21 protein-coding genes are annotated in these 22197 nt (G+C 67.1%); 4 read left to right on the forward strand and 17 right to left on the reverse strand.

What is annotated here, in order from left to right; translation table 11 throughout:
* Positions 1–9 precede the first annotated feature (9 nt).
* The 6 genes from CFB39_RS10810 to mltG all read right to left on the reverse strand — a co-directional run bounded on the left by CFB39_RS10810 (position 10) and on the right by mltG (position 4848).
* Positions 10–366, reverse strand: coding sequence for a Rap1a/Tai family immunity protein (locus CFB39_RS10810; protein ID WP_006485939.1), 357 nt, complete (start codon positions 364–366; stop codon positions 10–12).
* Positions 367–485: 119 nt separating this feature from the next.
* Positions 486–1196 carry an ankyrin repeat domain-containing protein gene (locus tag CFB39_RS10815; protein ID WP_089425602.1) on the reverse strand — a complete coding sequence of 237 codons (711 nt, stop codon included), beginning with the start codon at positions 1194–1196 and terminating at the stop codon, positions 486–488.
* A gap of 43 nt (positions 1197–1239) precedes the next feature.
* Entirely contained in the window at positions 1240–2019 is a 780-nt protein-coding gene (locus CFB39_RS10820) for a TatD family hydrolase (protein ID WP_089473032.1), read from the reverse strand.
* Between the two features lie 141 nt (positions 2020–2160).
* Positions 2161–3189 carry a DNA polymerase III subunit delta' gene (locus tag CFB39_RS10825; protein WP_089473033.1) on the reverse strand — a complete coding sequence of 343 codons (1029 nt, stop codon included), beginning with the start codon at positions 3187–3189 and terminating at the stop codon, positions 2161–2163.
* Positions 3190–3208: 19 nt separating this feature from the next.
* Positions 3209–3829: a dTMP kinase gene (tmk, locus tag CFB39_RS10830; RefSeq protein ID WP_069248156.1), complete on the reverse strand. Its 621-nt coding sequence runs from the start codon at positions 3827–3829 to the stop codon at positions 3209–3211.
* Positions 3829–4848 (reverse strand): endolytic transglycosylase MltG, encoded by a 1020-nt coding sequence (gene mltG, locus CFB39_RS10835; RefSeq protein ID WP_089473034.1) that lies wholly within the window; start codon positions 4846–4848, stop codon positions 3829–3831. The genes tmk and mltG overlap by 1 nt, the downstream gene beginning before the upstream one ends.
* Before the next feature lie 77 nt (positions 4849–4925).
* On the opposite strand from mltG, the gene CFB39_RS10840 reads away from it, so the two are divergent.
* Together CFB39_RS10840 and CFB39_RS10845 are read left to right on the forward strand one after the other, a co-directional pair.
* Positions 4926–5960: a folate-binding protein YgfZ gene (locus CFB39_RS10840; RefSeq protein WP_089473035.1), complete on the forward strand. Its 1035-nt coding sequence runs from the start codon at positions 4926–4928 to the stop codon at positions 5958–5960.
* Between the two features lie 76 nt (positions 5961–6036).
* Positions 6037–6882 (forward strand): NRDE family protein, encoded by an 846-nt coding sequence (locus CFB39_RS10845; RefSeq protein ID WP_089473036.1) that lies wholly within the window; start codon positions 6037–6039, stop codon positions 6880–6882.
* 20 nt (positions 6883–6902) lie between these two features.
* On the opposite strand, the gene CFB39_RS10850 is transcribed toward CFB39_RS10845, so the two are convergent.
* From CFB39_RS10850 to CFB39_RS40790, 5 genes are all read right to left on the reverse strand, one after another.
* On the reverse strand, positions 6903–7343 hold the full coding sequence (locus CFB39_RS10850; RefSeq protein ID WP_069248160.1) for a GNAT family N-acetyltransferase: 441 nt from the start codon (positions 7341–7343) through the stop codon (positions 6903–6905).
* Positions 7344–7394: 51 nt separating this feature from the next.
* Positions 7395–8354, reverse strand: a complete 960-nt coding sequence (locus CFB39_RS10855; protein ID WP_089473037.1) for an alpha/beta hydrolase — start codon at positions 8352–8354, stop codon at positions 7395–7397.
* Between the two features lie 174 nt (positions 8355–8528).
* Positions 8529–9008, reverse strand: a complete 480-nt coding sequence (locus CFB39_RS10860) for a PaaI family thioesterase (RefSeq protein WP_046545900.1) — start codon at positions 9006–9008, stop codon at positions 8529–8531.
* Positions 9005–9319 carry a Dabb family protein gene (locus CFB39_RS10865; protein ID WP_027787175.1) on the reverse strand — a complete coding sequence of 105 codons (315 nt, stop codon included), beginning with the start codon at positions 9317–9319 and terminating at the stop codon, positions 9005–9007. Before CFB39_RS10865 ends, CFB39_RS10860 begins: the two co-directional genes overlap by 4 nt.
* A gap of 148 nt (positions 9320–9467) precedes the next feature.
* On the reverse strand, positions 9468–9590 hold the full coding sequence (locus tag CFB39_RS40790; protein ID WP_256991392.1) for a hypothetical protein: 123 nt from the start codon (positions 9588–9590) through the stop codon (positions 9468–9470).
* 244 nt (positions 9591–9834) lie between these two features.
* Here CFB39_RS40790 and CFB39_RS10870 point away from each other — a divergent pair, with 244 nt between their 5' ends.
* On the forward strand, positions 9835–10758 hold the full coding sequence (locus CFB39_RS10870) for a recombination-associated protein RdgC (RefSeq protein WP_089456365.1): 924 nt from the start codon (positions 9835–9837) through the stop codon (positions 10756–10758).
* A 273-nt stretch (positions 10759–11031) separates the two neighbouring features.
* Here CFB39_RS10870 and CFB39_RS10875 read toward each other — a convergent pair whose 3' ends face one another.
* Complete coding sequence (locus CFB39_RS10875) at positions 11032–11562, reverse strand: isochorismatase family protein (protein WP_089473038.1); 531 nt, start codon at positions 11560–11562, stop codon at positions 11032–11034.
* Between the two features lie 792 nt (positions 11563–12354).
* Between CFB39_RS10875 and CFB39_RS10880 the strand changes: the two genes are divergently transcribed.
* Positions 12355–14499 carry a hypothetical protein gene (locus CFB39_RS10880; protein WP_089473039.1) on the forward strand — a complete coding sequence of 715 codons (2145 nt, stop codon included), beginning with the start codon at positions 12355–12357 and terminating at the stop codon, positions 14497–14499.
* A gap of 162 nt (positions 14500–14661) precedes the next feature.
* Here the strand turns inward: CFB39_RS10880 and CFB39_RS10885 are convergent, their stop codons facing one another.
* From CFB39_RS10885 to CFB39_RS10905, 5 genes are all read right to left on the reverse strand, one after another.
* Positions 14662–16062 carry a GGDEF domain-containing protein gene (locus CFB39_RS10885; protein ID WP_089473040.1) on the reverse strand — a complete coding sequence of 467 codons (1401 nt, stop codon included), beginning with the start codon at positions 16060–16062 and terminating at the stop codon, positions 14662–14664.
* 261 nt (positions 16063–16323) lie between these two features.
* On the reverse strand, positions 16324–17502 hold the full coding sequence (locus tag CFB39_RS10890; RefSeq protein WP_069248202.1) for an acetyl-CoA C-acyltransferase: 1179 nt from the start codon (positions 17500–17502) through the stop codon (positions 16324–16326).
* 49 nt (positions 17503–17551) lie between these two features.
* Positions 17552–18184: a bifunctional nicotinamidase/pyrazinamidase gene (pncA, locus tag CFB39_RS10895; RefSeq protein ID WP_046545910.1), complete on the reverse strand. Its 633-nt coding sequence runs from the start codon at positions 18182–18184 to the stop codon at positions 17552–17554.
* Positions 18185–18224: 40 nt separating this feature from the next.
* Entirely contained in the window at positions 18225–20309 is a 2085-nt protein-coding gene (locus tag CFB39_RS10900) for a 3-hydroxyacyl-CoA dehydrogenase NAD-binding domain-containing protein (RefSeq protein WP_089473041.1), read from the reverse strand.
* A gap of 203 nt (positions 20310–20512) precedes the next feature.
* Entirely contained in the window at positions 20513–22156 is a 1644-nt protein-coding gene (locus CFB39_RS10905) for a 3-(methylthio)propionyl-CoA ligase (RefSeq protein WP_069248205.1), read from the reverse strand.
* Between the last annotated feature and the right edge of the window lie 41 nt (positions 22157–22197).

The following is a 22197-nucleotide window of genomic DNA, read 5'->3' on the forward strand; positions in this document are numbered from 1 at the left end:
GGCGTCAGGTCAGTTGCCGCTCCTGCAGGGAAACGCCTTGCCGAGACCGAGCGACACCGCGGTGCTCGCGTTGTAGTCGGCCAGCTTCGGATTTTCCGCGATGTACTTGCGCACCGCGTCGGTCATCTGCTGCGCCCGGATGTCGGGCGGCAGGCAGAAATACTGGCCGACCCGCGGCCCCGTCGTGCCGCCGATCGCATCGATGGTGTTGTAGACGCCGTCGGCGGCGCCTTCGATGTAGGCCGCGCACGACGCCCGCGATTTGACGTCCGTCTTCGCGCACAGCCGGTCGAGATCAGCGCCCGTGAAAGCCGCCGCCGACAACGGCACGGCAAACGCCGCGGCACAAAACATTGCGCGCAACATGGTGTTCCTTATGTCAATGCGGCCCGAGGCCGCCTGCTGCCTTGGCCGGCGCGGCGCCGGGACGCCCTGCTCCGGCCGGAAACCGGCCGGGCGGGCACCGTCTGCCGCACCGAAAACCGTCATTTTGCACTCTTTTGCGCCTCTGCCGGCGTCGATGCCCCGATGCGGGTCGTCCGCTTGCTCAGGATCTCGATCGCGTCCGGCGCGTTGTAGTGCTTCGCGAATTCGAGCGCGGTGATGCCGAGCTGGTTCTTCACCTGCGGATCGGCGCCCTGGTCGAGCAGCAGCGTGACCGTCGACGGATGGTTGCCGCGTGCGGCCATCATCAGCGGCGTCGTGCCGTTCGGCGAGGCGGTATCGATGTACGCGTCGTGGTCGAGCAGCAGCTTCACGACTGCATCCTGGCCATTGGTGGCCGCGTAGTGCAGCGGCGCCCAGCCCTTCTTGCTGACTTCCGCGCCCTTGTCGATCAGCAGCTTCGCGAGGCCGACGTCGCCGTTCAGCGACGCGAGCATCAGCGCGGTTTCGCCAGCCTTGTCTTCCTTCTCGAGGTCGACGTTCGGCGTCGTGGCGAGCGCCGCCGCGACCTTGTCGGACTTCTCGCGCGCGGCGATCACGATCAGCGGGTCGCCGTTCGGCGCGATCGTGTTCGGGTCGAGCTTGCCGCTCTTGAGCTGCTTGCCGATGTCGGCGATGTCGTCGAACTTGACGGCCTTGACGATCGCATCGAGCGATTCGGCATGCGCGCCGGCTGCCGCGAACAGGCCGCTCGCAACGAGCGCGGCGGCAACGAGTGCACGTTTCGGCAGATGGTTGGTCGGCTTCGTCATTGTTGTGGGCTCCTTCCCTGGGTTGTCGGCTGTGCGCCCGTCGTTAGCGGGCGATCTTGAACAGCCGGAAAAAGTTCTGCGTCGTCGCATCGGCAAGCGCCTCGACGGCGATCCCGCGCTCGGATGCGATAAAGCGTCCGACATGGCTGACGTACGCAGGTTCATTCGGCTTGCCGCGATACGGCACCGGCGCGAGGTACGGCGAGTCGGTCTCGATCAGCAGCCGGTCGAGCGGCACGCGCCGCGCGACGTCCTGCACGTCGGTCGCATTCTTGAACGTGACGATGCCCGACAGCGAGATATGGAAGTTCTGCGCGAGCGCCTGCTCGGCCACCGGCCACGGCTCGGTGAAGCAGTGCATCACGCCGCCCGGCACGTCCGCGCGCTCCTCGGCCATGATCCGCAGCGTGTCCTCCGACGACGAGCGCGTGTGGATGATCAGCGGCTTCATCGTCGCGGTCGCGGCGCGGATATGCGTGCGAAAGCGTTCGCGCTGCCATTCCATGTCGGCGATCGAGCGGCCTTCGAGACGGTAGTAGTCGAGGCCCGTTTCGCCGATCGCGACGACCTTCGGGTGCGCGGCCAGCTCGACGAGCTCCGCGAGCGTCGGCTCGTGCACGTCCTCGTGATCGGGATGCACGCCGACCGACGCATAGACGTTGTCGTGCGCGTCCGCGATCGCCAGGACCTCCGGCAGCGTCTCGAAATCGACCGACACGCACAGCGCGTGCGTGACGTCGTGCTCGCGCATGTTCTCGAGAACGGCCGGCAGGCGGTCGGCCAGGCCCTTGAAATTGATATGGCAGTGAGAGTCGACGAACATCGTGTTTCCTGAATACGTAAGGCGGGCGCTCATGCGCGCGCCGGCATGCGGCAACGGGCGGCGTTCGCGGGCCGGACGGCCACGGTCGCGTCGCGGCGTGGGCCCGTCATCGTTTCACAACCCACGAGAAACAATGCCGGATCATGCGAACATTTCCCGGTATCCGAGAAACAATTCCTCGAATACGAGCCGCGCGTTGAGCGGATGGTTCTCGACCGTCCGCTGCCGCGTCACGGCCCTCATGAAGCGCGCGAACGCGTTCGCATCGACCGCTTCCGCGCAGCGCGCGAGCGCCGCCGCGTGCATCGGGAAGTAGCGCGGCGCGCCCGCCATCCGCTGCGCGAGCAGATCGTATAGCCAGCGCTGCAGCCAGCCGAGCACCAGCGGCACCGGCAGTTTCTGCAGCGTCTCGCCGCACGCGAACGGGTCGCAGGCCGCACCGGCCGCGAGCTGCCCGAGCGTGTAGTCGCGCAGCGGGCGGTTCTCGTCGCTCGCGAGCGCCAGCGCGGCGAGCGGCGCACCGCCGGCCTCGGCGAGCAGCGCCGGCGCCTGATCGACGCCCTGCGCGGCGAGCCACGCCGCGGCCGCGTCGGGCGCCGGCACCGCCATCGGCCACTGCCGGCAGCGGCTGATGATGGTCGGCAGCAGGCGGTCGATGCGCGCCGACACGAGCAGGAACACGACGCCGGACGGCGGTTCCTCCAGCGTTTTCAGCAGCGCGTTCGACGCGGCGACGTTGAGCGCTTCGGCCGGATACAGCACGACGACGCGTGCGCCGCCGCGGTGCGAACCGACCCCGCAGAAGTCGAGCAGCGCACGCACCTGCTCGATCTTGATTTCCTTGCTCGGCGCCCGCGTCTTCTTGCCGCCTTCGTCCGCGTCGGCCGCCTTCGCGTCGTCCGCGGCGCCCGGCGCCTCGCCTGCCAGCGCCTCGGGCAGCACGATCCGGTAATCCGGATGGTTGCCCTGCGAGAACCAGGTGCAGGCCGCGCAGGTGCCGCACGGCTCGCCGTTCGGCTGTGGCGATTCGCACAGGAAGCCCTGCGCGAGATGCTGCGCGAACTGCAGCTTGCCGATCCCGGCTTGGCCATGCAGTAGCAGCGCGTGCGGCCATTGCGCACGCAGTTGCTGCAGGCGGTTCCAGTCGTCGGTCTGCCACGGATAGATCATGGGGTGCGTTCCTTGCGAATTACAGCGCGGCGAGCACGCGTTCGAGCTGCTGGCGGATCTCCGGAATCGTCTGCGTCGCATCGACGATCGCGAAGCGGTGCGGCGCCTCTTCCGCGCGCCGCAGGTATTCGCCACGCGTGCGCGAGAAGAACGCGTCGGACTCGCTTTCGAACTTGTCGGGCATGCGTGCGGCGCCGCGGCGCTCGCTCGCCACCTGCGGCGCGACGTCGAACAGCACCGTCAGGTCGGGCTGGAAACCGCCCTGCACCCAGCGCTCGAGCGTCTCGAGCTTGTCGCGCGGCAGCCCGCGGCCGCCGCCCTGGTACGCGAACGTCGCATCGGTGAAGCGATCGGACACGACCCAGTCGCCGCGCGCGAGCGCCGGCTCGATCACGAGCGCGAGATGCTCGCGGCGCGCGGCGAACATCAGCAGCGCTTCCGTCTCGAGATCCATCGGCTGGTTCAGCAGGATCTCGCGCAGTTTCTCGCCGAGCTGCGTGCCGCCCGGCTCGCGGGTGACGACGACTTGCCGGCCGGCCGCGGCCAGCTTGCCCTGGAGGCGTTCGCAGAACCATTGCAGGTGGGTGGTCTTCCCCGCCCCGTCGATGCCTTCGAACGTGATGAATTTACCGCTCGCCATTATTGACCTCGTATGTACTTGTCCACGGCCTTGTTGTGGTCGCCGAGCGTGTCCGAGAACACGCTCGTGCCATCGCCTTTCGCGACGAAATAGAGCGCGCTCGTCGGTGCCGGATTGATCGCCGCCTGCAGCGCGGCCACGCCCGGCAACGCAATCGGCGTCGGCGGCAGCCCGCGTCGGGTGTAGGTATTGTAAGGAGTGTCGGCCTGCAGGTCGCGCTTGCGCAGGCGGCCGTCGTACGCGTCGCCGAGCCCGTAGATCACCGACGGATCGGTCTGCAGCGGCATGCCGATGCGCAGCCGGTTCGCGAACACGGCCGCGACGAACGCGCGGTCGGCCGCATGGCCCGTTTCCTTTTCGACGATCGACGCGATCGTCAGCGCTTCGTAAGGCGTCTTGTACGGCAGGCCCGGCACGCGCGAGGCCCAGGCCTCGTCGAGACGCGTCTGCATCAGATGGTACGCGCGCCGGTAGATGTTCAGGTCGCTCGTGCCCTTGTCGAACAGATAGGTGTCGGGGAAGAACAGCCCCTCGCCGCTGCCGCGCTGCACCGCGCTGTCCGGCGCGCCGATCGCGCGCAGCAGCTCGGCGTCGCTCATGCTGGCCGTCGCGTGCGCAAGATCGGGGTTCGAGTCGAGTTCCGCGCGCATCCGCTTGAAGGTCCAGCCTTCGATGACGGTCGCGACGTACTCGTTTACGTCGCCGCGCGCGATCTTCTGCAGCACCTCGTAAGGCGTGATGCCGGTCTTGAATTCGTAGTTGCCGGACTTGAGCCGGCTCGACAGCCCGAGCACGCGCGTCATCGCAACGAAGCCGAGCGGCGCGACCGGCACGCCGCCACGCTTCAACTGCAGCGCGACGCTCTTCACGCTGCTGCGCGGCTTGATCGTGACGTCGAGCGATGCCGAACCCAGCAGCAGTGGCCGGGTTGCCCAATAATACCCGCCGCCCGCGCCGGCAGCGGCCACGACGACGGCCAGCGCCACGATCGTCGCGGCGCATTTCTTCAGTAGGGACATGGAAACGTGACTCAGGTAAGACCCATATAATACTTGCTCGCCTCCGTCAAAGTCAGGGTTGACTGTTCCCTCATTCCATGAGCACACCGTTCGCTTCACCGGCAGTCCAGGCCGCACCCGCCTCGCTCCCCGTTTTCCCCCGTCCGTCCGCCGCCGATTTCGATGCGCCGGGCGCCTGCATGCCGTTGCCGCAGTTCGGCGTGATCGACGTGGCCGGCGATGATGCCGCGACGTTCCTGCACAGCCAGCTCACCAACGACATCGAACATCTCGACGCCGCGAGCGCGCGGCTGTCCGGCTATTGCTCGCCGAAGGGGCGCCTCCTCGGCTCGTTCCTCGCGTGGCGCGCCGGCCACGGCGTGCGCCTGCTGGTGTCGAAGGACGTGCAGGCCGCCGTGCAGAAGCGGCTGTCGATGTTCGTGCTGCGCGCCAAGGCGAAGCTGACGGATGCGAGCGACACGCTCGCGGTGGTCGGTTTCGCGGGCGACGTGCGCGACGCGCTGTCGGGCATCTTCGACGCGCTGCCGGATGGCGTGCACGTGAAGGTCGACGGCCCCGCCGGCACGCTGATCCGCGTACCCGATGCAGCCGGCCGCAAGCGCTATCTGTGGATCGGCCCGCGTGCCGAAGTCGACGCGCGCATCGCCGCGCTCGGCGGGTCGCTGCCGGTCGTGTCGCCGGCCGTCTGGGACTGGCTCGACATCCGCGCGGGCGAACCGCGCATCACGCAGCCGGCCGTCGAACAGTTCGTGCCGCAGATGGTCAACTTCGACGTGATCGGCGCCGTCAACTTTCGCAAAGGGTGCTACCCGGGCCAGGAAATCGTCGCGCGCAGCCAGTACCGCGGCACGATCAAGCGCCGCACGGCGCTCGCGCACGTCGCCGGCGAGGCCGATACCGTGCATGCCGGCGTCGAGCTGTTCCACAGCGACGATCCCGGCCAGCCCTGCGGGATGATCGTCAACGCGGCGGCCGCACCCGCGGGCGGTGTCGACGCGCTCGTCGAGATCAAGCTCGCCGCGCTCGACAGCGGCACGGTGCACCTCGGTTCGGCCGACGGCCCGGTGCTCGCATTCGATACGCTGCCGTACGCGTGGCCGACGGAAGCGTGATGCACTGACAACCCGTTCGCGCGCCGGCTCGCGAGTCGCAGCCGGCGCCCGATGTTTCCTGCGAGAGATTCGCCCGATGTGTCTGATTGCCTTCGACTGGCAGCCCGATGTCGCCGCCGGTCCCGTCTTTACCCTTACCGCCAACCGTGACGAGTTCTTTCGTCGGACCAGCGCGCCGCTCTCGTGGTGGGAAGATGTACCGGGCGTGCTGGCCGGCCGCGATCTCGAAGCGGGCGGCACGTGGCTCGGCGTATCGCGCGACGGCCGTTTCGCCGCGCTGACGAACTACCGCGCGCCGTTCGACATCCGCGCGGGCGCGCCGACCCGCGGCAAGCTCGTGTCCGACTTCCTCGGCGGCCCGTCCGTCGCGCCGCTCGACTACCTCGGGCGGCTCGCGGAGCATGCGGCCGTCTACAACGGCTTCAACCTGCTCGTCGGAGACTGGCGACGGCGTGAGCTCGCGTGGTTCTGCAATCGCGCGCCCGAGGGCGAAAGTGCTGTCTCCGCACCCGTCGCGATCGCGCCCGGCGTGCATGCGTTGTCGAACGCGCGACTCGATACGCCCTGGCCGAAAGTGGTGCGCAAGCGCGCGGAGCTCGGCACGCTGCTCACCGACAATCCGACCCCGTCGCTCGACGAACTGATCGCGCTGATGCGCGACCCGCATGTCGCGGACGACGACGCACTGCCGCACACCGGCATTCCGATCGAACGCGAGCGTGCGCTGTCGGCTGCGTTCATCGAGACGCCTGAATACGGTACGCGCGGCACGACCGCGCTGCGCGTCACGATGAAGGAAGGCGTGCGGCTGACGGTCGAGATCAAGGAGCGCTGCGACGACGACGGCTCGCACCGCACCGTTCGCCCGGGCACGTTCGAGCGCGCGTTCACGTTCGACCTCGACGCGACGCCGCCGCGCTGAGCACGCGAGCAGGCGCCGCGCTACGGCGCGCGCGCCATCTCGACGTGCGGCACACCGGCTTCGACGAACGGTTCACCGACCGCCGCGAAGCCGTGCCGCAGGTAGAACGACACGGCCGAATCCTGCGCGTAGAGCCGTACGACGATTTCGCCGCGGCGCCGCGCCGCCTCCAGCAGCGCGTTCAGCACCGCTGATCCGACGCCCTGCCCGCGCGCATCGGCCAGCACCGCGACGCGGCCGATCGTGCCGGACGGCAGCAGCCGCCCCGTCGCGACCGCGCGGCGCGCGCCGGTCGCCGCATCGACGCGGTACGCCACCGCATGGAGCGACAGCGGATCGTCGTCGTCGAGTTCCCATTCCGGCGGTATCTGCTGCTCACGCACGAACACCGCGTCGCGGATCCGCGCGGCGTCGCCGCCCAGGACCGTCCAGTCGCCCGTTTCCACCACGCCGTTCGTCATCGCAGCCCCCATGCGGCGCATGCGCCGCTCAACCACCGCCGTCAAACGTTGTCAAACGTCGTCGAATGCGGCCCTCAACGCCGCGACCGCGTCGGCATGCGCGGCCCGCACCTCGGGCACGTAGCCGCCCATCTTGAAGAATTCGTGGATCATTCCCGGATAGCAGACCAGCGTGACCGCGTTTCCCGCCGCGCGCAACTTCTCCGCATACGCGGCGCCTTCGTCGCTCAACGGATCGTATTCGGCCGTCGCAATCCACGCCGGCGCGACGCCCGCGAACGACGGCGCATCGCGCGTGCCGTCGAGCGGTGCGAAACGCCAGTCGTCGCGGTCCGCCCGATCGCGCACGTATTGCGTGAAGAACCACTGGATCGTGTCCTGTGTCAGCAGGTAGCCGTTCGCGAGCCGTGCGTGCGATTCGGTGTCCTGGAAGCCCGTCACGCCCGGGTAGATCAGCATTTGCAGCGCAAGGCGAATACCTGCGTCGCGTGCGAGCACCGCGCAGACGGTCGCGAGCGTGCCGCCCGCGCTGTCGCCGCCGACGGCCAATCGTTCGGCATCGATGCCGAACGTGGCCGCTTCGCGATGCAGCCATTGCAACGCGTCGTCGGCATCGTTCACCGCCGTCGGAAACCTGTGTTCGGGCGCGAGCCGGTAGCCGACCGACAGCACCGCACATTGCGCATCGTGCGCGAACATCCGGCACAGCGCGTCGTGCGTATCGACGCTGCCGACCGTGAAGCCACCGCCGTGGTAGTAGACGAGCGCGGGAAGCGGCTCCGCGAGGCTCGGCGCGACCGGCAGGTACAGCCTCGCACCGATCGTACGGCCGTCGCGCGTCGGCACGACGCACGCCTCGACCGAATGCATCGGCGCCGGGGCGACGTCGAGGATCGGCGCGCTCTTCTCGTACGCGGCGCGCGCCTGCTGCGGCGTCTGGTGGTGATAGGACGGACGTTTCGCGCGCTCGATCATGTCGAGCACCTGGGCGATCTTCGGATTCAGCGGCATCGGTGAGGACGGCGCCTGCGGGGCACCGTGAACGGACAAGCGTGCATGATGCCATGCGCGCGTCAGGCGGGCGTGATGCGCCGTGCGTTGCGGCATTCCGCGGTGTGCCGATGCACGCCGCAAAACAAAACGGCCCTGCCGGTGAAGAGGCAGGGCCGCCGTGCGTCCGGGCGCCTACGCGTCGCTCGGGCCGGGCTGGGCGTCCGGCGCCGTGCGCGAACGTTGCCGCTTGATGTCGCGGCCCACCGCGAGCCGCCGCATGTACTTGAACGTGCCGAGCGCTTTCGCGACGAAATTGCCGTCGCTGTCGCGCACTTCGCCTTCGCAGTAGGCCATCGTCGTCGAGCGATGCATCACGCGCCCGTAAGCGCGCAGCTCGCCGCGCCCCGGCTGCATGAAGTTCACCTTCATCTCGACCGTGACGACGCCGATACCGTCGTCGGTCAGGCTGCGTGCGGCCATCGCGAGCGCGATATCTGCGAGCGTCATCGTCACGCCGCCGTGCGCGATGCTCCACGTGTTCATGTGCCGCTCTTCGAGCGGCAGCACAATCTCGCTTGCGCCGTCCTTCGCGGACACGAGCTGCACGCCGAGCATGTCGACGAACGGGCTTTCGATCGACGGGCCGTCCGTCGGGGTTGCCGCGTCGCTCATCGTGCGCTGTCGACGATGTAGTCGACGCACTCGCGCGATTCGGCCACCGCGACGACGAATTTCTTCACTTCCTGGTGAACCGGATGCACCTGGTAGGCATCGAGTGCGGCCTTGTCCGCGAAATCGGATACCAGCACGATGTCGGCGGTCGCGTCGAGGCCGGGCGTCGCCACGCCGACATCGATCTGCAGCGTGCCCGGCACGAGGTCGCGGCAGCCTTCGAGCTTTTCCTTCAGCTTCAGCGCGTTCTGTGCGCGCGTCGCGCCTTCGGCCGATTCTTTCAACTTCCACATGACGATATGACGGATCACTTCGGTTGCTCCTGTTCGTTCCGGTTCGGCAATTTGCCTGTCACCCTTGCCAATCGGGCATCTTACGCCCTTCGGCCGCTCGCTTGCGTTCGCCGGAAGTGGCATCCGGCCGAGCAAGATGCGGGTAATAAAGCGGGTATCGTTTCGATCACCCGAAGGCGATACCCGCTTTTTCACCGTGCCACTTGATGCCATCAAGTTCCGACCAGCGAAGGCAGACGACAAGCCTACCAAACTTGCCGACTTCGATGGGCTGGATCTGTTGGCGCATCCGTCCTGCTCCAGGCTCTGGCCGTCCAGGTACAGAATTGTCGGGACGGAGAATCTCCTTGCCATCGGCGAAGGCAAAGCAACTTTTCGAGCAGGGCGTCGCTCCCGTTCCGTGGCGAATTTGGTGAGCGATGTCCACCTACCCGGCACGACATCCATCAACGATCGGACCGTCACCTCGAGCAACCGAATCCGCACCCGAAGCATCACCGTCATATAGAATGGTGCGCTTTGCCCGTACTCCTATGTGGTTCAAGAACCTTCAGCTTCATCGTCTTCCTGCACCTTGGGCCGTTACCCCCGATCAGATGGAAAAATGGCTGGCGCCCCACGCGTTTCAGCCAGGCACCAGCGTCGAAATGCAGAGTCATGGATGGGCGTCGCCGCGTGACGACGGCGCACTCGTGTATTCGATCAACCGGCAGATGTTGCTGACGTTTCGTGCCGAGAAGAAGCTGCTTCCGGCGTCGGTCGTCACCCAGGTGACCAAGGCCCGCGCGCTTGAAATCGAGGAGCAGCAGGGCTTCAAGGTCGGACGAAAGCAGATGCGCGAACTCAAGGAACAGGTGACCGACGAACTGCTCCCGCGCGCGTTCACCATTCAGCGCGATACCCGCGTGTGGATCGATACGGTGAACGGCTGGCTCGTCATCGATGCGGCTTCACAGGCTGTTGCCGACGACGTTCGCGGCCTGCTCGTCAAATCGATCGATCAGTTGCCGCTCGCCGGTGTTCAGGTGGTGCGGTCGCCGGTCGCCGCGATGACGGATTGGCTGTTGTCCGGCGAGGCGCCGGGCGGATTCACCGTGGACCAGGACGCCGAATTGCGCTCGAGCGGCGAAGGCGGCGCCACGGTGCGATATGTCGGCCACGCGCTGGAAGCGAACGACATGCGCCGGCACATCGAGGCCGGCAAGCAATGCATGCGCCTGGCGATGACCTGGGACAACCGGATCTCCTTCGTGCTGACGCCGTCGCTGACGATCAAGCGCGTGACGCCGCTCGACGTGATCAAGGAAGCGGCGGATCCGACCGCGCAGAACGACGATGAACGCTTCGACTCGGATGTCACGCTGATGACCGGTGAATTGGCGCGGATGTTGGCCAGCCTCATCGATATCCTGGGTGGCGAGCAGCGCGACTCGGCGCATCAGGCGGCAGCGGCCTGAACGCTGTCGGCGGCCGAGAAACCTCGCCCTCAACGACGGCGAGGTTTCGAGCCGGCGCGACAGTTCGACGAGAACTGTCGTCGCGCGCTCGGAGGGTCGCGACCAGGCGTTCACGCACGATTCTTCTCCGTGTCGCACGCCGACGCGAGGATTCTGCCCACGACCGCCGGCAGCCAGCCTGCCAAACCTGACGGCGCCAATGCGCCGACATCCCGAGATTCGCGCATCCGGCTCCAGGAAACGCTGTTCCCGTCAGCGCACGAGCGCCGCGACTCACTTGATCAGGCGCAGCACCTCGCGAAAACGCGGATGGCGGCTGGAACCCAGCCATTCGAACCCGATCATCTCGACCGTCGCGATTTGCACCCCCGCCGCCCCGAGCCGGGCGATCCCCGCGTCCCGGTCGATCGTCCTACGCGACCCCACGGCATCGCTGACCACCGTGACTTTGCGGCCGCTGCGCAACAGCCCGAGCGCTGTTTGCAACACGCACACGTGCGCCTCGCAACCGGCGACGATGACGCTGTTGCGCCCGTCCGGCAAGGCCTCGACCAGGCCCTCCGCGCACGCGTCGAAATGGTCCTTGACGACGGTGTGCGAGCACAGCTCCTTGATCTCCGGTACGTTCCGGCCCAACTGGACGGGGCTCTGCTCGGTACCCATCACCGGCACCCCGAGTATTTGCGCAATACGGGCAAGTCGGACTGCCTGCGTGACGACGGATGACCCTTCGTGAATCACCGGCATCAGCCGCGTCTGAAAATCAACCAATACGACCACTGAATCGTCGGGCACGTGCAGCACGGTGCATTCTCCGGAGTGAAGGCGAGGTCAACCACCATCGGCCATCGATGAAAAGTCGCTCGGTCGCAAGATCGTCAGCCCCGCAAACGACGAATATCGAATCGCATCAATGGCCGATTGCTTCAATTCGGTAAACGGAAGCGGTCTCCAAGACTACCAAACTTGCCAGCGCCATTGACGCGATCACATGGAGTCCGGTTCTCGGGATCACCCACCGGTTCGGTCGCAGGAACGCCGGTTGCTCACCGTATCGCCGAATCCACGCCCGAGACACGGCGACAGGCAAACCGCCACCATTCAATCCCGGTTCGTAATCAATCACCAATACCGACATCGATTGCCAATCGATTCTCATCAAACTCGATAATCAGAACATCTCCATTTCCCAGTGAAACCGCATATTTTACCGACCCAACAAGCAAGAATTGCGACATCATTCCGGAACATTATTCGAAAACCATCAAATCATTATTGACTTCGACTTTATCCGAACTTTAGAATCCCCTACGACAGCTTACGTTTCGTTTTTCACGCCGTGCACGCCCTCATGTCGGCACGGTACCGGAACGCCAACAGAGAAGTGTTTCATGCCTGGCCGGGGCAGCGCGTCCTTTTGCTTTCAATTCCGGCATTAACCATCAACCGGTTAATTACCATTCAATTCACCCCAGAAGCACGCCCGGATTAATTCCGAATTTCCCAGGAATTCCGCAATACCGGACGAAGCAGATCGAGCACCCGCTCATTCGATAATTCTCATAAAAATCGCCAGTCAGCAGGAGGGACATCAACATGCATCGCCTTGCGAAGTCGCTGTGTCTCGGATTCATCTGCGCCGGCCTGCTCGCGGCCTGCAATGACGACGACGTCAAATCGAGCACCCCGCCGTCGAACAACGCCGCACTGTCGTTCCGCATGGACACCGGCGGCCAGATCAACGCGTTCTACCGGCAGGACAAGGTCGCCGCACACCTGCTGGTGCGCTCGTCGACGAAGCCGCGTCTGCTCGTGGTCTTCCCCGCCGGCAACAGCGGCACCGGGCTGTGGTTCGACGACACCGCGCAGCCGGTGAACTGGAGCCTCGACACGCCGCCGTCCGCGCTATCGGCGCCCGACACGCACGGCCGTCCGCTGTACGGCATCGGCGCCGACGTGTCGGTGGACACCAACACGCTGACGATCCGGCAGGGCGTGCTCAGCAACGTGCGCTTCCTGCGCGACTTCAACGGCGGCGCCACGATTCCGCAGGAGATCCTCGCCGCACCGACGGTCCAGGGCAGCGCCGCGCAATGGCAACGCGACCGGATCGACGGCGCGCCCGGCTATTCACTGCGCATCACGCTGCGCGACGGCGGCAGCATCGCGCCGGCAGCGGGCGGCAAGCTCGTCCTGAGCGCACCGGCGGGCTCGCACACGCTGCGGCTGCATGTCGATGCGCTGTCGGGCGAGACGCCGTTGTCACCGATCACGCACGCCGACCTGCTCGCGCCCTCGGTGAACCCCGACCCGGTGAGCCAGAACGTGCTCGAATTCCTGAGCTTCCACGACAAGCTGCTGGCCGGCTCGTGGCAGTACGACACCTACTTCGGCCGCGACACGCTGATCTCGGTCCGCATGCTGATGCCCGTGCTCGAGCCCGCGGCGATCGAGGCCGGCCTGTCGTCGGTGCTGAGCCGGCTGTCGACCGACGGCAAGGTCGCGCACGAGGAAGGGATCGGCGAATTCGCCCTCGTCGACAACCAGAAGAACGGGCGGCCGAACGATCCGACGCCGACCTACGACTACAAGATGATCGACAGCGACTACCTGCTCGCGCCGATCGCGGCCGCGTGGCTGATCGACGATACGCGCGGCCAGGCCCGCGCGGCCGCCTATCTCGCGCAGCGCGGCAGCGACGGGCAGACCCTGGGCAGCCGCCTGGTCGTCAACCTGCTGCACGTCGCGACGACCGCGCAGCCGTTCGCGCAACAGCCGACGGTCGCGAACCTGATCCACCTGCGGCCCGGCGAAATCGTCGGCAACTGGCGCGACAGCACCGACGGGCTCGGCGGCGGCGTCTATCCGTATGACGTCAACGCGGTGCTCGTGCCGGCCGCGTTGCGTGCGGCGAACGCATTCCTCGCGCGCGGCCTGCTCGATCCGTATCTGAATGCCGGGCAGCGCGCGACGCTCGCCAACACGGCGAACCAGGCGGCCACATGGGAAACGCAGGCGCCGCCGCTGTTCCAGGTCAGCGTGCCGGCTGCACAGGCAGCCACCGACGTGTCGGCCTATGCGCCGTCCGCGGGCGTGCCGGCCGGCGCCGCACCGGGCACGCCGCTGGCGTTCTACGCGCTGTCGCTCGATCAGCAGGGCAACCCGATTCCGGTGATGAATTCGGACGGCGGCTTCGCGCTGCTGTTCGGCACGCCGCCGGACGACGAGCTTCAGCGGATCGTCACCGACGTCACGCGGCCGTTTCCGACCGGGCTCGTGACCGATGCCGGCATGCTGATCGCGAACCCGGCCTATGCGAATCAGGCGCTGTGGCCGAAATTCACGAGCTCCGCGTATCACGGGACGGTGATCTGGTCGTGGCAGCAGGCGATGTGGGTGGCCGGGCTCGATCGCCAGCTCGCGCGCCAGGACCTGTCGGCCGCGACGCGCACGCTGCTCACGCAGGCACGGCAGACGATCTGGCAGGTGATCTCGAACGGGCGCGACATGCGCACGTCGGAGATGTGGACGTGGTCCTACGTGAACGGCAAGTACCAGACCGATGCATTCGGCACGCGCAGCGCGGACGCCACCGAGGCGAACGCGGCACAGCTCTGGAGTACGACGTATCTCGCGATCCGCGATCCGCAGCAGCGCGCGGGCAAGTACTGGTGGCAGGCGTCGCAGCGGATGCAGGATGCGCAGCCGAAGCAGAACGCGGCGGCGCTGGCAGCGCGGTAGCGCGTCGCCGGTCGCGTGCCGACCGGGCATGCAAAAGCCCCGGGGCGTGACCGCCTCCGGGGCTTCGTCAAAGATCGAGGCGTTGGACACAGTCGTTGTACGCCCGGGTGGCCGAATGTTCCGCGTCCGTTCACCCGCGCCCGTGTGCCGCGCGAACCCGTATCACCGCGCCACGACCCGGTTCCGCCCTTCCCGCTTCGCCTGGTACAACCGTTCGTCGACCACACGCAGCAACGCATCGACCGTGCTGCCGTCGGCCCCGTATTGCGCGACACCGACACTGACCGTCACCTGCACGCGCTTGAAATCGAGCCCGAACGGCGAACTCGCGATCGACGAGCGCACGCGTTCGGCCGTCATCCGCGCGCCTTCGAGCGGCATGTCCGGCAGCAGCGCCATGAACTCCTCGCCGCCGACCCGCGCGAGCCCGCCAGCCGGCCGGATCGCATCGAGGCACTGGCGCACCACGCCGCGCAGCACCTCGTCGCCGATCTGATGCCCGTACGCATCGTTGATGTTCTTGAAATTGTCGAGATCGAGCGCGAGCAGGCAGAACGGCGTGCCGTCGCGCTCGGCCCGCACCATCTCGCGCTCGACCTGCGCGATGAACTGCCGGCGGTTCGACGCGCCCGTCATCGGATCGGTCGCGGCCATGTATTCGAGCTTCTGGTTCGTGCGCCGCAGCTCCTGCAGCGCACTCTCGGTGCGCGCCATCGATTCCGACAGCCGGCTCATCAGGTCTTCCTGGCTGTAGATCGCCGAGAACGAGCGCGTCGTCTGCAGCGCCTGCACGACACCGTAGCTGAGCAGGAAGAAGCCGCCGGCGAAAATCGCATGCGCGAGCCACCACATGTGATTCCACGGCTTGCCGAGAATGAACGCGAGCGACGACAGCGCGAACGCCATGATCGACACGCCGTAGATCACCATCAGCGGCGAGCGGATCCGCCGCGCGAGCAGCACGGCGACGTTCAGCAGCGAGAACAGGAGCGCGCCGCCTTCCATCGACAGCCGTGTGCCCGGCGCGCCCGCGACCGGCGAATACGCGATGTACGCCACGACCACGTTGACGATCACGAAGAACACGATCCACGGCAGCCACGTGCGCACGCTCGTGCGCTTCTCGAGGCGATCGGGCGGACGCGAATACGACAGCAGGCCCGTGAGCAGCAGGATCGACATCACGAGCCGCGACGCGGGCCCGTACAGCAGGAACAGCCAGATGTTGTGATGCGCCATCCCGGTGAATCCACCGTGCAGCGCATAGATCATCGCGAAGCCGAGAAAGCCAAGTGTCAGCCAGCGCAGCAGCGGCTCGCCGGACGACCGGTAGCAGACCCACGTCACGTAGGTGACGAACGCGCCTTCGAGGGTCGCGGCGGCGATCGCGATTTCATGGAACGCGTGGTTCTCGAACACGACGTGCGGATCGCTGAAGAACCACAGATAGGCGATCAGATAGGCGGGCAGCAACGCGAATCCGACCAGCAGGCATTTCGCGTAGAGCCTTGCGGCCGCGCTGACGACGCGCGGCGGTTCCCCGGCTGCATAGGTCGTACTCATTCGGTCCCCGGTCGGTCTGCTGCGTTGGTTCGAACCTTCGCGGCACGGATCGCACGACGCGCGATCCGGCCCATCGTGCCGAAAGGCAAATGTCAGAGCAAGTATAGGTGGGGCAATTCGTTTGACAAGTAAGGGGAAACGGCATTGCCGGGCGCATGCCTTTTGCTTCCCGATTGTTTCGAATGGCGGATCAGTCGCGCCGATTCGCGTCGCGGCCGCCGGTCTCGCCGAAGCGAAACCGCGGCCGCTCCGTGCCAAAGATCAGAGGATTTCGAACAGGCCGGCCGCGCCCTGCCCACCGCCGATGCACATCGTGACGACCGCGTACTTCACGCCGCGCCGCTTGCCTTCGATCAGCGCATGGCCGGTCAGGCGTGCGCCTGACACACCGTACGGATGGCCGACCGCGATCGCGCCGCCGTTCACGTTCAGACGATCCTCAGGAATCCCGAGCGTGTCGCGGCAGTACAGCACCTGCACCGCGAACGCTTCGTTCAGCTCCCACAGGCCGATATCGTCGACCTTCAGCCCTGCCTGCTTCAGCAGCTTGGGCACCGCGAACACGGGGCCGATGCCCATCTCGTCCGGCTCGCAACCGGCCACCGCGAAACCGCGGAACACGCCGAGCGGCTGCAGCCCTTCGCGCTGCGCGGCGTCGGCGCTCATCACGACGCAGGCCGACGCGCCGTCCGAGAACTGGCTCGCGTTGCCCGCGGTGATCACGCCACCCGGCACGGCCGACCGGATCTTCGATACGCCTTCGAGCGTCGTGTCGGGGCGAATCCCTTCGTCGGCCGAGACCGTCACTTCCTTCGTGAACAGGCGACCCGTCGCCTTGTCGGCCACGCCCGCGAGCACGGTGATCGGCACGATCTCGTCACGGAAACGCCCGGCTTCCTGTGCGGCCGCCGCGCGCAGTTGCGACTGCACGCCGTACTCGTCCTGCCGCTCCTTCGAGATGCCGTAGCGCTTCGCGACGTTCTCGGCCGTCTGCAGCATGTTCCAGTAGATCTCGGGCTTGTGCTGGACGAGCCAGCCTTCCTGGATCATGTGGTGGTTCATCTCGTTCTGCACGCACGAGATCGATTCGACGCCGCCCGCGACATACACTTCGCCTTCGCCCGCGATGATCCGCTGCGCGGCCAGCGCGATGGTCTGCAGCCCGGACGAGCAGAAACGGTTCACCGTCATCCCCGGCACCGTCACGGGCAGCCCCGCGCGCAGTGCGATCTGCCGCGCGATGTTCGCGCCGGTCGCGCCTTCGGGGTTCGCGCACCCCATGATCACGTCCTCGACGCGCGCGGGGTCGAGCTTCGCGCGCTCAACAGCGGCCGCGACCGCGTGGCCGCCGAGCGTCGCGCCGTGCGTCATGTTGAACGCACCGCGCCAGGATTTCGCCAGCGGCGTGCGGGCGGTCGATACGATTACGGCTTCGGTCATGCGAGTCTCCTTCGGTCCTGCTCATGTCCTGAATCGGATAGGGAATGCGCTACGCCGCCGGGCGCGCGCCCGCGGACGTCACATGCGCGACGCCCGCTGCCTGCATCTGCTGCCATGCGTGGGCGAGCGACCCGTTCAGGTCGATCGCGCGGCACGCATCGTTGATCACCGCTGCTTCGAAACCGGCCGCGCGCGCATCGAGCGCCGACCACGCGACGCAATAGTCGGTCGCGAGCCCGCAGCACCACACGCGCTTCGCGCCGAGCTCGCGCAGATAGCCCGCGAGCCCGGTGCGCGTCGTGCGGTCGGCTTCGACGAACGCGGAATAGCTGTCGACCTGCGCGTCGCCGCCCTTGCGGATCACGAGCCGCGCGTGCGGGATGTCGAGATCGCGATGCAGCGCCGCGCCGTCGGTGTCCTGCACGCAGTGCACGGGCCACAGCACCTGCTCGCCGTACGGCAACGCGAGCGTGGAGAACGGTTCGCGGCCCGGGTGATTCGCCGCGAACGACACGTGCTCGCGCGGGTGCCAGTCCTGCGTCAGCACGACCTGGTCGAAGCGTTGCGCGAGCGCGTTGATCACCGGCACGACCGCGTCGCCGTCCGGCACCGCGAGCGCGCCGCCCGGCATGAAGTCGTATTGCACGTCGATCACGAGCAGTACGTCGTCGGTGCGTTTCATTGCATTTCTCCGGGTGTGCGTCGCGCCGCGATCCGGCGCGTCAGCCGTTGAACCCGCGGCCGGCCTTCGCGAGTTCCGCGATCGACGGCGCGAGCTGCCATGCGTCGCCGTTCGGTGCCGCCGCATAGCGGCGAATCGCGCGCTCGACGTTGTAGAGGCCGACCACGTCCGCGTACAGCATCGGGCCGCCGCGCCACAGCGGGAAGCCATAGCCGGTCAGGTAGACCATGTCGATGTCGGACGCCTTCGACGCGATCTTCTCCTCGAGGATCTTCGCGCCTTCGTTGACGAGCGCGAATACGAGCCGTTCGACGATCTCGTCGTCGCCGATCTTGCGACGCTCGACACCGCGCTCCTTCGAATACGCGACGACCATCTCGTCGACGAGCGACGACGGCTTCGCCTTGCGATCGCCCGGCACATAGTCGTACCAGCCCGCGCCCGTCTTCTGGCCGAAGCGGCCCTGCTCGCACAGGCGGTCGGCAATCTTCGAGTAATGGAGATCGGGCTGCTCGACGTAGCGGCGCTTGCGGATCGCCCAGCCGATGTCGTTGCCGGCGAGGTCGCTCATCCGGAACGGGCCCATCGCGAAACCGAATTTCTCGATCGCACGATCGACCTGCGCGGGCAGCGCGCCTTCCTCGAGCATGAAGAGCGCCTGGCGGATGTACTGCTCGATCATCCGGTTGCCGATGAAGCCGTCGCACACGCCCGACACGACCGCCGTCTTGCGGATCTTCTTCGCGACGGCCATCACGGTGGCGAGCACGTCCTTCGCGGTCTGCGCGCCGCGCACGACCTCGAGCAGCTTCATCACGTTCGCCGGGCTGAAGAAGTGCATGCCGACGACGTCCTGCGGACGCTTCGTGAACGCCGCGATCTTGTCGACGTCGAGCGTCGACGTGTTCGACGCGAGGATCGCGCCCGCCTTCGCGACTTCGTCGAGCTTCTTGAACACCTGCTCCTTCACGCCGAGTTCCTCGAACACGGCCTCGACGATCAGGTCGGCGTCCTTCAGGTCGTCATAGGACAGCGTCGGCGTGATCAGCGCCATGCGCGCGTCGAGCTTCTCCTGCGAGAGCTTGCCCTTCTTCACCTGCGCGTCGTAGTTCTTGCGGATCGTCGCGACGCCGCGCTCGAGCGCATCCTGTTTCGTCTCGAGCAGCGTGACGGGCAGCCCCGCGTTGACGAAGTTCATCGCGATCCCGCCGCCCATCGTGCCCGCGCCGATCACGCCGACGCGGCGGATCTCGCGCAGCGGCGTATCGGCCGGCACGTCGGGAATCTTGCTCGCGGCACGCTCGCCGAAGAACGCGTGCCGCAGCGCGCGGCTTTCCGGCGTCATCATCAGCGCGACGAAACCCTCGCGCTCGGCAACGCTGCCCTTGTCGAAGCCGTGCAGCACGCCGGCCTCGATCGCGTCGATGCACTTGTGCGGTGCCGGGAAATTCGGTGCGGCGGCCTTCGCGGAATTGCGCGCGAACTGGATGAAACCCGCGGCGTTCTCATGGACGATCTTGCGATCGCGCACGCGCGGATGCGGCCGCTTCTGCGCGCCGACCTTGCGGGCGAACGCGACGGCCGCGTCGAGCAGGTCGCCGTCGGCCATTTCATCGAACAGCCCGCTCTTCGCCAGTTGCTCCGACAGCACGGGCGCGCCCGACACGATCATGTTCAGCGCGGTTTCGAGCCCCACCGCACGCGGCAGGCGCTGCGTGCCGCCCGCGCCCGGCAGCAGGCCGAGCTTGACTTCAGGCAACGCGACCTGCGTGCCGGGCGCGGCAATGCGGTAGTGCGCGCCGAGCGCGAGCTCGAGGCCGCCGCCCATCACGACGCTGTGCAGCGCCGCGACGACGGGCTTCGCGCTCGTCTCCACCGCGCGGATCACGGTGTGCAGCGTCGGCTCCTGCAATGCCTTCGGCGTATTGAATTCGGTGATGTCGGCGCCGCCCGAGAATGCGCGTCCCGCGCCGGTCAGCACGATGGCCGTGACCGACGGGTCCTGCGCGGCGCGATCGAGCGCGTCCATGACGCCCTGACGGGTCGACAGGCCGAGCCCGTTGACGGGCGGATTGTTGAGCGTAAGGACGGCCACGCCGTCACGAGTCGAGTAATCCACTGCCATCTCTGCCTGCCTCCATGCATCGCGCGCCGGGGTGGCTGCGCTTCATTGTGCGCGGTCGAACAGCCGCATGTCCTGATGAACGGAGTCAGCATACAACGAAAAAGCACGGTCGTTCAATTTGAATTTTGTTGCCGATGCCGGTCGCCTGATCCGGGGACGGATCGGGCGACCGCGTCACGCGCCGCGTCCGGCCCGGGCCGGCGTTACGGCTCGCAGACCGCCGTCGGCAACACGTAGTCGCGGAACGTCTCGCGCAGCTTCAGCTTCTGCAGCTTGCCGGTCGCGGTGTGCGGCAGCGATTCGACGAACACGACGTCGTCGGGAATCCACCATTTCGCGACCTTGCCTTCGTAGAACGCGAGCAGCGCGTCGCGGCTCAGGTTCGCCCCTTCGCGCGGCACCACGACGAGCAGCGGGCGCTCGGTCCATTTCGGGTGCGCACAGGCGATGCAGGCGGCCTCGGCCACGCCCGGGTGCGCGATCGCGACGTTCTCGATGTCGATCGAGCTGATCCACTCGCCACCCGACTTGATCACGTCCTTGCTGCGATCGGTGATCTGCAGGAAGCCGTCGGGGTCGATCGTCGCGACGTCGCCGGTCGGGAACCAGCCGTCCGACAGCGGCGACGATTCGCCGCGAAAGTAGTGATCGATCACCCACGGGCCGCGCACCTGCAGTTCGCCGAACGCGACGCCGTCCCACGGCAGTTCGTGGCCGTCCTCGCCGACGATGCGCATGTCGACGCCGCAGATCACGCGCCCCTGCTTCTCGAGCAGCTTGCGCTGCGCGTCGAGCGGCCGCTGCGACTGCGCCCAGTTGAGCTTCGCGAGCGTGCCGAGCGGCGACAGTTCGGTCATCCCCCATGCGTGGATCACGCGCACGCCGTATTCGTCCTCGAAGGTGCGCAGCATCGCGGGCGGGCACGCGGAGCCGCCGATCACCGTGCGGTTCAGCGTCGAGAAGCGCACGCCGGCCTCGCGCATGTAGTTGAGCAGGCCGAGCCACACGGTCGGCACGCCCGCGGAAAACGTCACGCGCTCGGCCTCCATCAGCTGGTACAGCGATTTCCCGTCGAGATCCTTGCCGGGCAGCACCAGCTTGCCGCCCGTGAGCGGCACCGCGTACGGCAGCCCCCATGCGTTGACGTGGAACATCGGCACGACTGGCAGCACGGCGTCCATCGCGGACAGGTTCATCGCGTCGGGCAGCGCGGCGCCGTACGCATGCAGCACGGTCGAGCGGTGCGAATACAGCACGCCCTTCGGGTTGCCGGTCGTGCCCGACGTGTAGCACAGCCCCGACGCCTGCTGCTCGTCGAGGCGCGGCCAGTCGTAGCGGCCGTCCTCCGCTTCGACGAGCGTTTCGTAGCAGAGGAACGGCGTCGTGCCGGACGGCAGGTGCGCGGCGTCCGTCATCGCGACCCAGCCCTTCACGTGCGGGCATTGCGGCGCGATGGCCTCGACGAGCGGCGCGAAATTGATGTCGAAGAAGACGTAGCGGTCTTCCGCGTGATTGACGATGTACGCGATCTGCTCGGGAAAGAGGCGCGGGTTGATCGTGTGGCACACGGCACCCATGCCGCCGATCCCGTAATAGGCTTCCAGATGCCGGTAGCCGTTCCACGCCAGCGTACCGACGCGATCGCCGGTTTCGACGCCGAGCCGCGCGAGCGCCTGCGCCAGCTGCTTCGCGCGGCGTTCGCAGTCGCGGTACGTGTAGCGATGCAGATCGCCTTCCACGCGCTTCGACACGATCTCCGTATCGCCGGCGTGCCGCGCGGCGTGAGAAATCAGCGAGGACACCAGCAACGGCATGTCCATCATCTGGCCCAGCAACGGCTTACCCATCGTCTCGTTCTCCGTGAGGATGCGAATCGGTGCCTCTGCGG

It is taken from the genome of Burkholderia sp. AU6039 (assembly GCF_002223365.1).
In the GTDB taxonomy this organism is placed as follows: domain Bacteria; phylum Pseudomonadota; class Gammaproteobacteria; order Burkholderiales; family Burkholderiaceae; genus Burkholderia.

What these genes read in the sequence shown, in the direction of transcription:
- tmk (WP_069248156.1), bottom strand. Translation starts at nt 3,829, where the DNA reads ATGGCGAGCGGTAAATTCATCACGTTCGAAGGCATCGACGGGGCGGGG.
- CFB39_RS10810 (WP_006485939.1), bottom strand. Translation starts at nt 366, where the DNA reads ATGTTGCGCGCAATGTTTTGTGCCGCGGCGTTTGCCGTGCCGTTGTCG.
- CFB39_RS10900 (WP_089473041.1), bottom strand. Translation starts at nt 20,309, where the DNA reads ATGGCAGTGGATTACTCGACTCGTGACGGCGTGGCCGTCCTTACGCTC.
- CFB39_RS10820 (WP_089473032.1), bottom strand. Translation starts at nt 2,019, where the DNA reads ATGTTCGTCGACTCTCACTGCCATATCAATTTCAAGGGCCTGGCCGAC.
- CFB39_RS10850 (WP_069248160.1), bottom strand. Translation starts at nt 7,343, where the DNA reads ATGACGAACGGCGTGGTGGAAACGGGCGACTGGACGGTCCTGGGCGGC.
- pncA (WP_046545910.1), bottom strand. Translation starts at nt 18,184, where the DNA reads ATGAAACGCACCGACGACGTACTGCTCGTGATCGACGTGCAATACGAC.
- CFB39_RS10815 (WP_089425602.1), bottom strand. Translation starts at nt 1,196, where the DNA reads ATGACGAAGCCGACCAACCATCTGCCGAAACGTGCACTCGTTGCCGCC.
- CFB39_RS10845 (WP_089473036.1), top strand. Translation starts at nt 6,037, where the DNA reads ATGTGTCTGATTGCCTTCGACTGGCAGCCCGATGTCGCCGCCGGTCCC.
- CFB39_RS10905 (WP_069248205.1), bottom strand. Translation starts at nt 22,156, where the DNA reads ATGGGTAAGCCGTTGCTGGGCCAGATGATGGACATGCCGTTGCTGGTG.
- CFB39_RS40790 (WP_256991392.1), bottom strand. Translation starts at nt 9,590, where the DNA reads ATGCGCCAACAGATCCAGCCCATCGAAGTCGGCAAGTTTGGTAGGCTT.
- CFB39_RS10870 (WP_089456365.1), top strand. Translation starts at nt 9,835, where the DNA reads ATGTGGTTCAAGAACCTTCAGCTTCATCGTCTTCCTGCACCTTGGGCC.
- CFB39_RS10840 (WP_089473035.1), top strand. Translation starts at nt 4,926, where the DNA reads ATGAGCACACCGTTCGCTTCACCGGCAGTCCAGGCCGCACCCGCCTCG.
- CFB39_RS10880 (WP_089473039.1), top strand. Translation starts at nt 12,355, where the DNA reads ATGCATCGCCTTGCGAAGTCGCTGTGTCTCGGATTCATCTGCGCCGGC.
- mltG (WP_089473034.1), bottom strand. Translation starts at nt 4,848, where the DNA reads ATGTCCCTACTGAAGAAATGCGCCGCGACGATCGTGGCGCTGGCCGTC.
- CFB39_RS10855 (WP_089473037.1), bottom strand. Translation starts at nt 8,354, where the DNA reads ATGCCGCTGAATCCGAAGATCGCCCAGGTGCTCGACATGATCGAGCGC.
- CFB39_RS10885 (WP_089473040.1), bottom strand. Translation starts at nt 16,062, where the DNA reads ATGAGTACGACCTATGCAGCCGGGGAACCGCCGCGCGTCGTCAGCGCG.
- CFB39_RS10890 (WP_069248202.1), bottom strand. Translation starts at nt 17,502, where the DNA reads ATGACCGAAGCCGTAATCGTATCGACCGCCCGCACGCCGCTGGCGAAA.
- CFB39_RS10860 (WP_046545900.1), bottom strand. Translation starts at nt 9,008, where the DNA reads ATGAGCGACGCGGCAACCCCGACGGACGGCCCGTCGATCGAAAGCCCG.
- CFB39_RS10825 (WP_089473033.1), bottom strand. Translation starts at nt 3,189, where the DNA reads ATGATCTATCCGTGGCAGACCGACGACTGGAACCGCCTGCAGCAACTG.